The organism is Streptomyces sp. ADMS (assembly GCF_033441795.1).
Classification (GTDB): domain Bacteria; phylum Actinomycetota; class Actinomycetes; order Streptomycetales; family Streptomycetaceae; genus Streptomyces.
Window position 1 is genome coordinate 24,832 of the sequence record NZ_JAVFVX010000071.1, and the last position, 15,859, is coordinate 40,690.

The following is a 15,859-nucleotide window of genomic DNA, read 5'->3' on the forward strand; positions in this document are numbered from 1 at the left end:
CGTGGAACTGGGCGGGTTGCCGGACTCCTGGTCGTGGGTGTCCCTGAAGGACGTACTGAGCGAGCCCCTCATCAATGGGCGCTCGGTCAAGACCATGGAAGGCGGGTTTCCTGTCCTTAGGCTCACGGCCATTACGGGCGGAAATATCGACCTTGGAGCGTCGAAAGAAGGTGCTTGGGGAGCCGAACAGGCCGGGCCCTTCCTGGTCCATGAGGGAGATTTTCTTCTCAGCCGTGGAAACGGGTCCAAACGTCTGGTCGGGCGTGGCGGACTGGTAGGGGCAGTCGAGAGTCCGGTTGCGTTCCCGGACACCATGATTCGCGTGCGACTCAGTGATGATCTGATCTCTACTTCTTATTTCCGATCGTTGTGGGACTCTCCGGTTGTGCGCAGGCAGATTGAGGAGCAAGTACGCACGACGGCGGGGATCTACAAGCTGAACCAAGCCATCCTTGAAAGGGTTTCCCTGCCGCTGCCCCCGCTCGCGGAGCAACACCGCATTGTCGAGGCCCTCGAAGAGGAGCTGTCGCGGCTGGAGGCCGGAGTCGCGACTCTGCACGTAGTTCGTAGGCGGCTTGTGGGCCTGCGGAAGGTGATCCTGGTGTCATCCGTTCCGGATGCGCTTCCGTCCTCGTGGAAGATGTCGACGGTGGAAGGGGCGGGAACCGTCGAACTCGGGCGTGCGCGTCATCCCGATTGGCATCACGGTCCGAATATGCGTCCTTATTTGCGTGTTGCCAACGTCTTTGAGGATCGGATCGACACCGCAGATGTGATGGAGATGGACTTTTCCGGGCTTTGGGAGAAATATCGGCTAGAGCCTGGTGATGTCCTACTTAATGAAGGGCAGAGTCCTCACCTTGTAGGGCGTCCGGCGCTCTATCGAGGAATCCCCAAGGATGTTGCTTTTACTAACAGTCTGCTTCGTTTCAAGGCTGGAAATGGGGTTCTTCCAGAATGGGCCTTGCTCGTTTTTAGGCGACACCTGCATGCAAAGCGTTTCATGCGCGAAGTACGTATTACAACCAACATTGCACACTTGTCCAGTAAACGCCTGAAGGTGGTCGAATTTCCGATCCCTCCTTTGGACGTGCAGGAACGGCTTGTCCAGCGCTGTGACGAACTGCTGAGCGGGGTGGACGCCATGGAGCAGCAGGTGAGTAGTGGCTTGAGGCGTGCTAACGGCTTGCGTGCCGCTCTGCTCAATCGAGCCTTCACCGGGAAGCTGGTCTCGCAGCAGCCTGATGATGCACCTATTGCTCCTCTTCTGGCCCGCATCGCTGCCGATCAAGCTGGCCAGGCCAAGCCCGGGCGTGGTCGCCCAGGCAGAGTCGGCAAGGCGCTGAAGGCGCCCGCCCAGCGAGCCGCAACGCGTCCCGCCCCCGAGCCAACCCCCGCCCCCGCCCTCGCCGTACAGCAGGAGTTCGACCTGTGACCGCCCCCGCAGACGCCCCGCAGCCCGCGACAGAGCCCGCAGAGAAGGCCAAGGTCGTCGCCCAGACCAACACGCTGGTCGCCAAGCTCTGGAACTACTGCAACGTCCTCCGCGACAACGGCATGTCCACCATCGAGTACGTCGAGCAGCTCTCCTACCTGCTCTTCCTCAAGATGGTCGACGAGATGGAGAACGACCCGTGGGACGGGCGCGACATGAGCGCGATCGTGCCCGCCGCGTACAACTGGAAGTCACTCGTCGGCAAGCGCGGTCCCGAGTTGGAGAAGCACTACCGCGACATCCTCGAACACCTGGGCCGCCACCCCGACACCACCATCGGCACGATCTTCGCCGACGCCCAGAACCGGATCACGAAGCCTGCCCTTCTGGAGAAACTGGTCGTCGACCTGATCGGCCGGGAGGAGTGGACCGTCAAGGGGACGGACCTCAAGGGCGACGCCTACGAGGGGCTGCTGAACAAGGGCGCCTCGGACACCAAGACCGGCGCCGGCCAGTACTTCACGCCCCGCTCCCTCATCGATGCCATGGTCGATGTCACCCAGCCCGGCCCCGACGACACCGTCACCGACCCCGCCTGCGGTACCGGCGGCTTCCTCATCGCGGCCCACTCCTACATCCGCGACCACCACATGAAGAAGATGTCGCTGGACGAGCGGATGGCCTACGACAGCGGCCGCAAGATCTGGGGCAACGAACTCGTCACCGGCACCGCCCGCCTAGCCGCGATGAACATGCTCCTCCACGGCATCGGAAAGAGCGACGGACCCAGTCTCATCACCGTCGGTGACGCGCTCGCCGAGAAGCCCAGCGGACGGCACGCCACCCTCGTCCTTGCGAACCCTCCCTTCGGCCGCAAGTCCGCGATCACCGTGATCGGCCAGGACGGCGATGTCGAGAAGGAGGACATCCAGTACGACCGGGATGACTTCACCGCGACGACCACCAACAAGCAGCTGAACTTCCTCCAACACATCATGTCGCTCACGGCAGTTGGTGGGCGTGCGGCTGTCGTCCTGCCCGACAACGTCCTCTTCGAGGGCGGGGCCGGTGAAAAGGTCCGGCGCAAGCTGCTCGACGAGTTCGACCTTCACACCATCCTGCGGTTGCCGACCGGCATCTTCTACGCCGGTGGTGTCAAGGCCAACGTCCTCTTCTTCGACAAGAAGCCCCCGCGCGCCGACGGCAAGCCGCACACCACGAAGACCTGGATCTACGACCTCCGCGTCGGCCAGCACTTCACGCTCAAGCAGCGCCCTCTCACCCGTGCTCACCTGGACGACTTCGTGGCGGCCTACCGCCCCGGCGAGCCCAGGTCCTCCCGCGTCGAGTCCGAGGACGACAACGGGCCGTTCAGGAAGTTCAGATACGAGGACCTGATCGCCCGCGACAAGGTCAACCTCGACATCACCTGGATGAAGGACCCGGCCCTCGACGACGCCGACAGTGGTCTGGCGCCCGAGGTGATCGCCGAGGAGATCGTCCGCGACCTCCAGTCAGCCCTGAACGAGTTCACGGCCATCGCCCGCTCCCTGGGCGCCGAGGTCGACGTACCGGAGGCCGAGGTCGAGTAGTTCGGGTCTTTGCACTTGGGCGGTGCAGTCCCCTGCCCGGTGCGTGCCCGGGGTGATCCTCCTGGAAGTGTGACACTCCGGCGCGGAGTGTCACACTCTCGCACCTCACCTGCCGGGGACCCGGCATGCCTGGGCACTGCTCACCTTCGAATCCCCGGCCAGCACACCAAGGAGCCCCGGGCCGCCGCCCGTTTGAACACGATCAGGAAACAGAGGGCTCTTTCAAGCTCCCCATGCATCCTGAATTAGCCATATTTTCGGGGAAGTTCGCACTGGCGAAACTGGGAACCTCACCGATACCGTCAGTCGTCTTGACTGAACATCTGTCTCACGGGGAGCTCACCTTGAAGCGCCGCTCTTTGCCCGTTGCTGCCGCGCTCGCCGCGACCGCAGCCCTCCTGCTGACGGCCTGCGGCAGCGGGGACGAGAAGTCCAGCGACACCGACAAGTTTGCCGGAGCCGACGACGGCAACACAAAGGCATCAGCTTCACCGAGCCCGAGCGACACGGTCGACCGTCCCGAGATCGCACTGCCGAGCGACCTCACCGACACCTTCGAAAGCTGGAAGACCGGCGACGCGACCGAGGACACGATTCTCAGGGACGTCGCCCAGCGGATCGACGCAACCAACTACGCCATCACACAGGCCAATACCGATGTGCCGGCGCTCAGCTTCTACTACAGCGGTACCGCACTGGCCGATGCCAAGGACTGGGTCGAGTCCATCGTGAAGGACGGTTACACCATCACCGGCGAGAACCGGTACTACAACGCCAAGATCGATGTCTTCGATTCCTCGTCGGCGGGTGTCGTCTACTGCGAGGACCAGGGCAAGGCGTACGCGAAGGACCGGACGTCCAAGAAGGTCTACAAGACCGAGGTGACCGCTAAGTCGTACGTGCTCTACACGTCGCGCGTGGAGAAGAACAAGCAGGGCGTGTGGCAGACAACCAAGCTGACTTCGCAGAGGGGTCACAAGTCGTGCACGTCGTGACATCTCGCAGCCGATTCGCCGTGGCAAGCCTTCTCGCGGGAGCCCTCGCCGTCGGAGTTGCGGGAACAGCGGTCGCGGACTGGCCGCCGAGCAAAGGCACCCAGGGCGACACCGTGCAGACCGCAAGCTCCAACGCCGGCACGCTGGTCTCCAAGGTGACCTATTCCGGTTCCGTACGGTCGAGCGGCAGCGGCGCCGCTGTCCAACCGGTCACCGACTGGACGCCGCCTGCGTGCTGGTACGAACCCCGTTCCGTCGACGAGTTCAGAACGTACGTCGAGGCGTTCTACGAGGAGACGATCAACACTCCTGGCCAAGCCAACTACGCCAAGGCCGCGGTCGGTCAGTTCCGGAACATCTACAAGGACGGCGAGTACAGGGACTACAACGAGGGGGAGGCCGGCAAGGGCAACTGGTGGGTCGCTGTCCGAAACCCCGACCGTGAGGACGACCCCGCCAGCTGGGAGTGCAGCAATGCCCCCTTCTGGGTGGAGAACAACGCCAACCCGGGTGTCACTCAAGCAGTCACCCCCCAGCTGCTGGCCGAGGCCGCCTACAGCGCGATCCAGCTCCCCGACACCAAGGTCACCCTTGCGCCCGAGAACGTAACCAAGGTCAACCTCGCCACTTGGGCCTGGCTCGACAAGGCCATGTTCAAAGAGGTCTCCGTAACCGCGGCCCTGAACGTCGCCGGCCTCAACATCCAGGCGACGGCCACCGCCAAGCCTCTCTCCCTCAAACTTGAACCCGGCACCACCGATGCCACGACCTACCCGGCCTCCGGCGAGTGCATCATCAACGCCGACGGCTCCATCGGCGAGCCCTACGCCCAGGGCAAGTCCAACCAGACTCCGCCGTGCGGAATCAAGTACCTCCGCTCCTCGGGGAACGGCACGTTCAACCTCCGGGCGACCATCACCTGGGACATCGCCTGGACCGGAACCGGCGGCGCGGGCGGAGACCTGCCGGACGGCACGTTCGGCGGGGAACAGGCGATCACCGTCCAGGAAATCCAGGCCGTCAACCGCTGACCGGTGACCGGTGACCGGTGACCGGTGAAGAGCTTGCGCGTCCTTATCCGTCAGCGGCCCGGAGAGACCGGAACACGACATGAGTGACCTGCGCCTCGAAGACACGATCTTCGAGGATCTGAAGAAGACCTTCTCCACCATCAGCGACCGCATGGAGACGGCCCGCCGCAGCCTGCGCGCCACCGACGCCTCGGTTCTCGGTGAGAGCAAACTCGTCGAGGATCTGCGGGACTTCGCCGACGACTGGGGCTACGGCATCAAGCAGCTCGGCAAGCACACCCAGGGCGCGGTCAAGATGATCAACCACATCGACGACACGTTCAGCAAACTCGACCTGGACCTTGCCGAATCGCTCAAGTCCGCCAGGGCCAAGAAGAAGGGCAAGTGACGTGAAAGACCGTCTTTCGTCCTTGCCGAACATCGGCCGGGACCCCACCCCCGGCAGTGTCGAGGACACCCGCGACCTGGCCAGGCAACTCGGCAAGCTGGCGAGTGAGCTGGGCACGTCCCTGCGGGACTTGGAGCGGATCGAAACGGGGGAGTGGAAGGGCAAGGCCGCGCTGGCCTTCACCGAGTACATAGGCGAGGACGTCACCCCGCTCATACGCAAGAGCCACGACTCTTTCGACAAGGCCTCACGCGCGCTGCATCGCTGGGCGGGCGAACTCCAGGACTTCCAGGACGAGACGGCCCGGCTGGAGAGGACCGCCGGGGAGAAGATCGACGCCAAGGCGAAAGCCAAGGAAGGCACCGACGAGTACGGCAAGGCCTCCGGTGATGTGGACGGGGTCATCGACAAACTCCACGACCTTGAGGACCGCTACGGTCTGGCCGCCGCGAAGATCAGCAAGGAACTCGACAAGGCCGCCGACATCGCGCCCGACGAGCCCGGCTTCTGGGACAAGCTCACCAAGGGCGTCGCGGACGCCTGGGACGCCACCGGCGACTGGATCAAGGAACATGCCGACCAGATCAAACTGATCGGCGACCTGCTGAGTGACCTGACCGCGATCCTGGCCCTGCTGACCATCATTACGCTTCCGTTCCCGCCCCTCGCAGCGATCTTCGCCACGGCCACGCTCGTCACCAGCGGGCTCGCACTCGCGGCCCACGGCGTTGCCAAGGCGGGCGGTGCGGATGTGAGCTGGATGCAGATCGGACTCGACGCGCTGGGGCTCCTGCCGGGTATCGGGGCATTCAGCAAGGGGGTCAAGGTGGTTGGTAAAACCGGCGGGGCGGCCAGGACGGCTGGGCTCGCCAAAGCCGCCGCACTCGGCGAGGGGTTTACGGCAACGCAGGTTGCTGCCTCACGGGTACTGCTCGCCACCGGCGATACGGCCAAGGCTGTCACCGGCGGGGTCAAACTGTTGCCCGGCAAGGTGGTGCTCGGCGGTACGGCCACCCACGTGTACGAGGTCGCTCATGGAACCAGCAGCGTGCTGTCACGCATGGGAGGGATCGTCAACCAGGGCTACCACGCCGGCCAGTGGGTGGGCTCCAAGGGAGCCAATCTCATTCCGGGCGTGACCATCAACCCCCTGGGGGCAGGCATCGCCATGGATGCCGGGCTCAAGATCTTCCCCAAGATCACGAGCATCCACCAGCACGTGGGAGAGGCTCTCTTCCCAGGAGACCAGTTCGAGAAGTCGGCCACCGGTCACTGAACTGCTGACGCGCGCTGTCAGAGTGAACACGCGGAGCGAAGTGCCCGGACCCGCCCACTCAGGAAGATACATACGGTCATGAACATCTGGCAGCCCGAACCGGGCGAGACTCTTCTCGCCCGCGCGCTGGTCACCTTCGCCACCGGCGCCGCCGCCCGCGTCAGCGGCATGCGGTGGTTCCGCGACACAGAGCGCAACGACATCCAGCACGAACTGCCCGGCTGGCCCGAGGGCCCCGTGTACACGGCGCGTTCGACGGGGGGTGTGGTCGGACGCAACACCGTCAAAGGCACGGCAATCGCGCTGGGCGTCGCTGTCCTGGCAGTGCTCAGCGGTGGCGGCGGCAGTCTCGGCAGCGATACCTACAGCCCCCATAAATCCGGCTCTGACACCCCTGACGACCGGAACAACGAGGTACTGGACTTCCCTGTCATGTGGGCCGCGCCCGGCACCATAGCTCGCACCCTTCCCTGGCAGCTGGATCCCGCACGCTCCCCCGAGAAGCACTACCGCACCCATGCGATCGTCACGGACCGCCGACTGGTCATCGTCGGCTTCCCCTATTCCAAGAAGAACGACAAGCTCATCGAGGACGAAGTCCTCTGGGAAATCCCCCTGGCCCAGATCCGCCAGGTAACGCCAAGGCGCTTCAAGGACGGGACCGATGCCGAGATCGTCTTCAGTGACGGCTCGTGGTGCAGACTGGGCGCCATCACGCGAGAGAATTTCACCAGGTACCTCCTTCCTCATGAACTCATCCCTCTGGACGCGCTCACGCCGGGGCAGCGCAGCACTGTCGAGAAATTCGTTGCCGAATCCAATGTGCCGAACGCGGCACCCCCGGTGGTCAGTCTCCATCCCTGCGGTCACTACCGGGTCGAGTTCGTCGTACCGAGCAAAGTGAATGCGGCTTTCGGTCTTACCGAAAGCACATTGATCATGGACGCACAGGGCACCGAGGCGGCTGAGTTCGCGGACCTCCACCCAGACGACTTCTGAACTCCGGCTCTGCCTCTGACCTCTCCAAGGACGACCTCACCGCCATGACATCCCCTACCGACTCGACGAGGACGCTCCCGCCCACCCCGGCTGCTGTGGAGCCCCCGCCCCTCTCGTTCAACGTCCCGGAAGGCTTCTTCGCACTCCCTCTCGCCGCCACCCCCGAAGAACGTGCCGAGCACGCCCAGATCTTCGTAAGAGCGCTCTACTCCGGCGGCGACGACACCATTTGGGAACCCGCCGCCCCCTACTACGCAGCGATAGCCGAACTCATGGCCGGCACCGGAGTCTCGTACGCCGCGATGGGCCTGTTCTCCACAGCGGACGACGAAGAAGACGGAGACGAAAACGGAGATGTTGCCAGGCACAGCCTTTCCGACGGTGCCGTCCAGTGCGCGTTCACCGTGGCTGCCATCCCGACGGACCAAGCCGCTGCCGACACGGACATCGTGGCCCAGGGAATCCTCGCAACTCTCTCCAGGGACTCGTACAACGACGCTCGCTGGCTCGACCTGCCATGCGGCCCTGCGGTGTTCTGCGTAACCCTGCGCGAACTCAAGCTGAGGCCGGAAGTGACGGCGAGCGGTGAGGCGGCAGATCTCCTCACGGGGCAGATCCAGGTCCATGTCCCCTTCTCCACCGGACCGTTCACCGCGATCTTCACCCTCTACACAGCATCCACGGACTACTGGGCCGAGTTCTGCGACATGATGGCAGCCATCCTCCAGACCGTCTCCTTCACCGAACCGGTCGCAGAAACGGATACTTTGCCTGAGGTAGCCGATTGAGCTGCGCTTCAGCCGCCGGGCTCCGGCATTGCCGTGACCGTCGTGTCAACGCGGCGATCCGGTCCGCAAGGCGCGAACTACCGCGCCATGCGGGCCTTTCCTTTGCCCTTCTTGCGCAGCTTCCGTATTCGCTCACGCTCACGCTTCTGGCGCTCCTCGGCCCGAGCGTTCGCGATGTAGTGCGCGCCCCATCCCAGAACCGCCGAGGTGGCCAGGCAGGCGATGAGGGCACTTCCCGTGCCGGGGATGTACTGGCAACCGGCCCTGTATGACGGGCAGTTCTTGCCGGGCAGGGAGGCGAGGATGTACATCAGTACGGCGAATGCCGTTCCCCCGCAGATCGCCGTGCCGACCCCATGACCGGCCCGCCGCATCCGCGAGCCCCTGAAGGTCAGTTCAGAGAACCACCGGGCGCCGAGGAAGCCGAGGGTCACGATCACCCCGGCGGCAACACCGAACGCCCATGACCCGCCGGGCCAGTTGAGCACCGCTGGCGCTGTCGTCCGGGCGAACCACTTCCACAAGCCGAGCGCCATGACAACCATGGTGCCCAGGGCGATAGTGGCCCCGGCGAGCGCGAAACCTTCCCAAGCCCTGAACCCTCTGCTGTGCTCACTTGCCATCATTCACGCCAATACAACGTCTCGGCCACTGCATCGAGCAGTTCGACAGGCTGGTCCGGCAGTGGGTACACAAGATCGGAGAGCATGATCGTCCCTCCTGTAGAGCCCCTGCGGTAATCGCACTCCAGCTTCGGAAAGAGCGATTCGCATCCGCCTCAATGGACCAAGTGACCTCTGTGGACATCCCGGCGTAGCGCATTGGCCTGCTTCGTATGAGACGCGAGCCCGGTCAGCCGTGGGACGCATACGGGACGAAGCCGGCCCAGGTGGTGGGCGCGAAGGCCAGGCGGGGGCCGCTCTCTATGTTCTTGGAGTCGCGCACGTGGATGGTGCTGGGGGTGGTGGCGATCTCGACGCAGGAGTCGCCATCAGGTCCGCTGCTGTAGCTGCTCTTGAACCACTCCAGTTCGGAGGCGTCCCCGGCGGAAGTCTCGTGGATCATGTTTCTCCCAGCAGTTGCTCGATGAGGGCCAGTGACTCCCCCGGTGGGAGAGCCAGCGCCCGGATGGTGCCAAACCGCAGCTCAAGGATCCTCAGGTGCTTCGGTTCGGAAATCGGGCGGCCGTTGAACGCGCCGTCGGAGCGTCCGATTGCCGTGCCGTCCGCGAACTTCAACAGCTCAATCCTGCCACCCATACCGGGGTGGGCCACACTGTCCATCGGCATCACCTGGAGTGTGACGTTGCGCAGTTGCCCCGCCTCCAGCAGACGTTCGAACTGCTGTCGCCGCTCCATTGTCCCTCCGACTCGGCGTCGTAGCGTCGCCTCTTCCTGGACGAAGTTGAGTGCGGGGGCGGGGTCTCGGTCGAAGACCGACTGGCGGGCCATGCGAGCTACCACCCGACTTTCCATTTCCCCCTCCGAGTACGACGGTTGCCACACCTCGAACAAGGCCCGCGCGTGCGCAGGCGTCTGCAGCAGACCCACGATGTTGGTGCACTCGTAGACCCCGATCTCCACCGCCTTCGCCTCCAGCTTCGCGATGGCCCGCACCTTCTTCGGGTACCGGACCTTCTCCAGGTCCTCGTTCATCGCCGCGAGCAAGCCGCCCGCGTCCAGCACCTCGTCCGCCTTCACCAAATACTCGGGCCGGGGGATCCGCTTCCCGCCCTCGATCTTGTAGACCATGTCCTCGCCGTACCCGAGCGTCCTGCCGAAGTCGGCCGCCCGCATCCCCACCGTCTCCCTGCGCAGCTTCAGCTGACGCCCGACGGTCTCCACGACCGCCACACCCCACTCGTCGTCGGGATCCACCTCCCAACCCGGCTCGTCCGTCTCGCTCTTGAGCTGCCCCGCGTCGCTGTCCACGCTCATGCCCGCGCCCTCCGTCGTACCGCGCCGTTCTGCCCCCGCCCCTACCCGTAGGCCCCGTCCCGACAGCCCGGACACGACCGGACAAGCTCCGGACAGTCACCGTACGCAACGGCGGAGTCACCGCTCACGGTAGGCATGTACGGCCACTCTGAGTGACGTGAATCAAGAAACCGCCGCCCCCGAGGCCCAACTCGAACACGCCTTCCGCAACTTCAGCGTGCGTCTGTCTCCCACGCCCCGTGGTGCCCGCCTGGCCCGGCTGCTCACCGCCGAGCAACTCCGTTCCTGGGAAATCCCGGTGGACCCGGCCCGCCAGATCGTGGCCGAGTTGGCAGCGAACGCGGCCACCCACGGACGCGTCCCGGGCCGCGATTTCCGGCTCACCGTGTACGTCATCGGCGCCACCATGCGCATCGAGGTGACCGACACCTGCGGGGACCGTCCGCCCTGCCCCCAACCCCCGTCTGACGACGCGGAGTCCGGGCGGGGCCTGGCCCTGGTCGAGGCGCTCGCCGATCGCTGGGGGTGGGATCCAGTGCTGCGCCCGCGCAAAACGGTGTGGGCAGAGGTCGTACTCCCATCGGATGCGATGCCTCGAAACGCGAACACCTGACGTAGAACGCGCCCTGACGTTTCCCGGTTCGCGCAGGATCCGGCACACCGCGGCCTGCCTGGCCGAAACCCGTACGCACCGTTGAACGCGCCTGCGAAGCCCCTGAAGATGGTCATGAGCGCCTGCCCCACCGGTCCAAGGGGGAGCGGGCGGATGACGCGGTGCCGGCGTTTCGAGGTCGGTGGAACGGGGGCTGAGCGGTGCTGGCGGGTGGCGACAAGGTCATGAGCGGTGCCGGGTGAGGAACCGCTTTCAGGTCGCGCTTCAGATCGTGCTGGCACTCGTCGCCTGCTTACTGGGGATCGCCACCAACTACGCGACCAGCACCGACGATGTTCCCTGGGTGCTGGAGGCGATTCAGCGGTTCTCCGTTCCGGCCATCGGGCTGCTGATCGGGGCACTGGTGGTGGGGCAGGTCGTCGTTTACCGGCTGGAGAATCCCGCGCCGCCCCGGACCGAGTGGCCGCGTCAGCGGGTTCCGTACCCGGGCCTCGACGCATTCGACGAGGACGAGGCAGCCGTCTACTTCGGCCGGGAGGCACAGGCCGCCGAACTGGCACGAAGGCTGAACGCCACCGCGACCCGCCCCGGAGATCGGTTCCTGGTGCTGGTCGGGGCGTCCGGGAGTGGAAAGTCCTCGCTGGTCAGGGCCGGGGTGATGCCCCGGCTTCGGGAACGCCGCTGGACCGTCGTACCGGCCTTCGCCCCCGGCCCCAACCCGCTGGGTGCCCTCGCGGGCGCGCTGGCCGCCGTCGCCGACGGGCAGGAACCGGCGAGCGCCGTACTGCGCAGGCTGCGCCAGGGGCCGGACGCGCTGCGTGCCGAGCTGTCGCGGCTGCGTGGCGGCCGGTTCCGGCGGATACTCCTCGTGGTCGACCAGTTCGAGGAGATCGTCACCCTGGCGGGCGAGCGTGAACGCGCCCAGTTCCTCGAAGCGCTGCGCACCTGCGTGGAACAGGACTCGGCCGTCCGCGTACTGGTCACTCTCCGGGTGGACCTCCTCGGTCGGCTCCTGGGCACCGGACACGCGGAACTCCTCCAACATCCCGTCGCCATCGGCACATTGGGCAGATCACAGCTCGCCGACGTCGTGGAGCGACCCGGCGCCCTCGTCGGCCTCAGCTTCGAGCCCGGAGTCGTCGACTCCATCGTGAGTGAGACCGGTACGGACGACGCACTACCGCTGCTCGCCTACCTCCTCCAGGAGTTGTACTTCGCCGCCGGCCCTGGCGGGACTGTCACCGAGGAGCTGTACCGGCGGCTCGGCGGAGTGCCCGGCGCGCTGGCCCGCCAGGCGGACAACACCGTGACCGGGCTCGGTACGGGCGTGGGTATCGACTCAGTCCTCCGCGTCCTGCTCAGATTCGTCACCGTCGAGGGCCAGGACGTGGCCCGCCGCCACGTGCCGCTGTCCGAACTCGATGAACGGGACCGGTATGTCGTCGATGCCTTCGTCGAGGCGCGGCTGCTGCGCACCGATGTCACAGGCGGCGGCTCCGCTACCGTCAGGGAGCCCTGTGCCCAGGTGACGCACGAAGCCCTGTTCCGCCAGTGGGCCCCGCTGCGGCAGGAGGTCGAGGCGCGGGCCGAACGACTTCGCGAGCGCGCCGAACTGGAGCGATGGGCGGCCGACTGGGAGAGGGCCGGACGCAGCGACGACTATCTCCTCACCGGGGAGCGCCTCACGGTGGCCCGGCGCTGGCTCGAAGCACTGGAGGAATCCGGGCAGGCGTCCGCGCCCACCCGCGCTCTCGTCGAGTGCTCACAGCGCCGCGACCTGACCTTCCTGAGCCGGGTCTCCGAAAGTATCGGCCGTCAGGTCCTTCTCAGCGCGGAGAGCGAGCCGGAGCGCTCCCTGCTGCTCTCGCTCGCCGCGCTCGGCGAGTGCACGCCCACGCCCTCGGCCCGACGCGGGCTGATGACGGCGCTGGCGGCGAGTCACCTCCGCTCCCGGCTGGACGGACACACCGACACTGTCCGGCACATCGCCTGGTCCCCCGACGGGCACATGCTGGCCACGGCATCCAGGGACGGCACGGCCCGTGTTCACGACGCGCGGTCCGGACGCAGCCTGCTGGCTCTGCCCTGCGACGGGGTCATGGTCGAGTCCGTCGCCTGGTCGGCGGACTCGGCGAGGGTGGCAACCGCCGGCCGCGACCGCGTCGTACGCATCTGGGACGCCACTTCGGGGGAGCCGGTTCGGCTGCTCACCGGCGCCGGAGACATCAACCGACAGGTGGCCTGGTCGCCGGGCGGGCAGCATGTCGCGGCGAGCTCCAAGGACCGGATCGTACGGGTCTGGGAGGCCGATGCCGGGCGGCTCGTGCACGAGCTGAACGGGCACGACGAGGACGTATGGGGCGTGGCCTGGTCACCGGACGGCAACCGCCTCGCCTCCGCCTCACACGACCAGACCGCGATCGTGTGGGACCTGACGACCGGACGAGCGGCCGTCACACTCACCGGGCACTCCGACTTCGTCGAAGGCATCGCCTGGTCACCGGACGGGCGGCACATCGCCACCGGCTCCGGGGACCACACCGCCCGTATCTGGGACGCCGGGACCGGCGACCTGCGCCTGCTGTTGCGGGGACACACCGACTACGTGTGGAACCTGGCCTGGTCGCCGGACGGGCGGATGCTGGCCAGCGCATCCTCCGACCGCACCGTGCGCATCGTCGGCACCGAGGATGCCAAGGTCCTGGCCGTCCTGCGCGGCCACGCAGACACGGTGTGGGGCGTCGCTTGGTCACCCTGCGGGACCAGGCTCGCCACCAGTTCCACCGACGGCACCGGCATGGTGTGGGACCTGCGCCCGCGTGGCGCCGAGGCCGTGCTGGCCGACGGACACCGCGACCCGGTCAACCAGGCCGCGTGGTCCGGGGACGGTGCCCGCTTCGCCACGGCCTCGGACGACGGCACCGTACGGGTGTGGGACGCGGCCACCGGTGCTCCGGCGGGACCGGTGACGGAGTTGGAGGACCGGGTCTGGGCCGTCGCCTGGGCCCGGTACGGGGAACGGCTTGCGTTCAGCACCAACGACGGCCTGCTCCGGATCACCGACGGGCGCGGCGGCACGCTGTTCGAACGACACGGTGAGGTCGTCGAGGGGTGCGCCTGGTCTCCGAACGGCGGACGCGTCGCCACCGGTGGCCACGACGGCACCGTGCGTGTCCTGTCGGCGCCGGACGGGACCGAGCTGCTGGAACTGACAGAACACCAGGACTGGGTGGGGCGCGTGGCCTGGTCGCCGAGCGGACGCCTGCTCGCCAGCTGTTCCGACGACCGTACGTGCCGAGTGTGGGACATCGGGGAGGGGCGGCAGTTCACAGTGCTGCGCGGGCACGACAACTACGTGGAGGACGCGGCCTGGTCCCCGGACGAGACGAGGATCGCCACCGCTTCCGGCGACTGGACGGCCGCCGTGTGGGACGTCGTCACCGGGCGGCGCATCGAGGTGCTGAAGGGGCATGAGGGACGGCTTCGTGCCGTTGCCTGGTCACCCGACGGCCGACACATTGCCACGGGCGCCGACGACCGCACCGTACGGGTCTGGTCCGCTGCCACCTTCGAGGAGATCGCCGTCGTCGGTGTGCACCAGGACAAGGTGACCTCCGTGGCCTGGTCCCCGGACGGCACGAGGTTGCTCACGGGATCGGCCGACGGGACGGCGCGCGTGTGGCGGGCGGAGCCGGACTACGACCGGCTGGAGGCGGTCGCCCGCGGAAGGGTCTTCCGTACCCTCACCCGCGAGGAACGGCGGCATCATCTGCTGCCGCTCGACCCCGCGTGACCCGGTGATCAGTAGGCCGGTTCGACCGTGCGCTCTTCGGTGCGGACAAGGTAGTCGTCCGGGTCCAGGCTCATGGCTTCGCGCTTGGGTGACGACCAGTACAGCGCGTTGCGCTCCGCGAAGGTCTCCGGGCCCTCGTACGAGATCAGCCAGAAGAACTGGCTGTGCTCCCGGTCCACCCAGGCCCCTCCGATCGTGAATCCCAACTCCAGTCGCAGCGGCACGATTTCCTCCCGCCACCGCTCCACCCACTCGTCGAGCCGACCGTCCCGGACGGTGTACGTACGCAGCTGTGTGGTCTTGGGCATGCCAGACATCTTCTCCTACCGGAACGTGAACCCGCCCCGGATCCTGGCCGCGTGGGTTCCGGTGTGACCGGCGCTCTTTCCAAAGGAACATCTGGAGAGAAAGAACCCCAACCAAACCCCACCCCTCCCGCCCGCCGGGACAGCCACCGCTGTCCTCGCTGCCGTCGCCGCGCAAACTCACTCGCCCGAGTGAACATCGGCAACTCGGCTGGATCCGCCACCGGTTGCCTGCCCTACGCTCAGCGCAGCACCACCAGCAACTTCACAGACAGCCGCAGACATGAGACGGCCCTCGCCGGGATTGCACTCCCAATGCGAGGGCCTGACCACCAAGGAAGTTAGGCCCTTCCCGATGGACACGAAAAACCTTAGCGTGCCCCCGCACGCCCAGTCCCGTACCCCGGGCAAGAACCACCCCCACAGGCGCCCGAATTCCGGCGTCTCCGGGGTGATCCACGACAACGCCCGCCACACCACCCGCTTCACGGTGATCGGCAACCATCTCGCCCAGCACCCCGACCTGTCGCTGCTCGCGATCGGGCTGGGCACTCACATCCAGTCGCTGCCCGCCGGTGCCCCCGTCGACATCAAGAGCCTCGCCAAGAGGTTCCCCGAGGGTCCGGACCGTATCGCCGCCGCCCTGCGCGAACTGGAAGCCCACGGCTACCTGAGCCGAACCCGCGAACGCGTCCCCGGCGGCCACA

The 15,859-nt window shown here is 66.4% G+C and carries 14 protein-coding genes and 1 pseudogene; 11 read left to right on the forward strand and 4 right to left on the reverse strand.

Features of this window, described 5'->3' with window-relative positions:
* Window position 1: 1 nt before the first annotated feature.
* The 8 genes from RB628_RS26915 (at window position 2) to RB628_RS26950 (ending at window position 8,504) form a co-directional block, all read left to right on the forward strand.
* On the forward strand, window positions 2-1,435 hold the full coding sequence (locus RB628_RS26915; protein ID WP_318323118.1) for a restriction endonuclease subunit S: 1,434 nt from the start codon (window positions 2-4) through the stop codon (window positions 1,433-1,435).
* Entirely contained in the window at window positions 1,432-3,027 is a 1,596-nt protein-coding gene (locus RB628_RS26920; RefSeq protein WP_412180729.1) for a type I restriction-modification system subunit M, read from the forward strand. The genes RB628_RS26915 and RB628_RS26920 overlap by 4 nt, the downstream gene beginning before the upstream one ends.
* A 344-nt stretch (window positions 3,028-3,371) precedes the next feature.
* A complete protein-coding gene (locus RB628_RS26925; protein ID WP_318323106.1) occupies window positions 3,372-4,022 on the forward strand; it encodes a hypothetical protein in 651 nt (216 codons plus the stop codon).
* A gap of 20 nt (window positions 4,023-4,042) precedes the next feature.
* Window positions 4,043-5,053 carry a hypothetical protein gene (locus RB628_RS26930; RefSeq protein ID WP_318323107.1) on the forward strand — a complete coding sequence of 337 codons (1,011 nt, stop codon included), beginning with the start codon at window positions 4,043-4,045 and terminating at the stop codon, window positions 5,051-5,053.
* Between the two features lie 79 nt (window positions 5,054-5,132).
* Window positions 5,133-5,441: a hypothetical protein gene (locus RB628_RS26935; protein WP_318323108.1), complete on the forward strand. Its 309-nt coding sequence runs from the start codon at window positions 5,133-5,135 to the stop codon at window positions 5,439-5,441.
* 1 nt (window position 5,442) lies between these two features.
* Window positions 5,443-6,717, forward strand: a complete 1,275-nt coding sequence (locus RB628_RS26940) for a putative T7SS-secreted protein (RefSeq protein WP_318323109.1) — start codon at window positions 5,443-5,445, stop codon at window positions 6,715-6,717.
* 78 nt (window positions 6,718-6,795) lie between these two features.
* Window positions 6,796-7,716: a hypothetical protein gene (locus tag RB628_RS26945; RefSeq protein ID WP_318323110.1), complete on the forward strand. Its 921-nt coding sequence runs from the start codon at window positions 6,796-6,798 to the stop codon at window positions 7,714-7,716.
* Between the two features lie 95 nt (window positions 7,717-7,811).
* Window positions 7,812-8,504 (forward strand): hypothetical protein, encoded by a 693-nt coding sequence (locus tag RB628_RS26950; protein ID WP_318323111.1) that lies wholly within the window; start codon window positions 7,812-7,814, stop codon window positions 8,502-8,504.
* Window positions 8,505-8,581: 77 nt separating this feature from the next.
* Here the strand turns inward: RB628_RS26950 and RB628_RS26955 are convergent, their stop codons facing one another.
* From RB628_RS26955 to RB628_RS26965, 3 genes are all read right to left on the reverse strand, one after another.
* Window positions 8,582-9,040 (reverse strand): hypothetical protein, encoded by a 459-nt coding sequence (locus tag RB628_RS26955; protein ID WP_318323112.1) that lies wholly within the window; start codon window positions 9,038-9,040, stop codon window positions 8,582-8,584.
* 316 nt (window positions 9,041-9,356) lie between these two features.
* Window positions 9,357-9,569, reverse strand: coding sequence for a DUF397 domain-containing protein (locus RB628_RS26960; protein ID WP_318323113.1), 213 nt, complete (start codon window positions 9,567-9,569; stop codon window positions 9,357-9,359).
* A complete protein-coding gene (locus RB628_RS26965; protein WP_318323114.1) occupies window positions 9,566-10,441 on the reverse strand; it encodes a helix-turn-helix transcriptional regulator in 876 nt (291 codons plus the stop codon). Before RB628_RS26965 ends, RB628_RS26960 begins: the two co-directional genes overlap by 4 nt.
* Window positions 10,442-10,598: 157 nt before the next feature.
* Between RB628_RS26965 and RB628_RS26970 the strand changes: the two genes are divergently transcribed.
* Both RB628_RS26970 and RB628_RS26975 read left to right on the forward strand, forming a co-directional pair.
* Window positions 10,599-11,054, forward strand: a complete 456-nt coding sequence (locus RB628_RS26970; protein ID WP_318323115.1) for an ATP-binding protein — start codon at window positions 10,599-10,601, stop codon at window positions 11,052-11,054.
* Between the two features lie 238 nt (window positions 11,055-11,292).
* Window positions 11,293-14,847 carry an eIF2A-related protein gene (locus RB628_RS26975; RefSeq protein ID WP_318323116.1) on the forward strand — a complete coding sequence of 1,185 codons (3,555 nt, stop codon included), beginning with the start codon at window positions 11,293-11,295 and terminating at the stop codon, window positions 14,845-14,847.
* A gap of 8 nt (window positions 14,848-14,855) precedes the next feature.
* On the opposite strand, the gene RB628_RS26980 is transcribed toward RB628_RS26975, so the two are convergent.
* A complete protein-coding gene (locus RB628_RS26980; protein ID WP_318323117.1) occupies window positions 14,856-15,155 on the reverse strand; it encodes an NIPSNAP family protein in 300 nt (99 codons plus the stop codon).
* A gap of 352 nt (window positions 15,156-15,507) precedes the next feature.
* Between RB628_RS26980 and RB628_RS26985 the strand changes: the two are divergent.
* A pseudogene (locus tag RB628_RS26985) lies at window positions 15,508-15,859 on the forward strand (helix-turn-helix domain-containing protein); the annotation flags it as partial.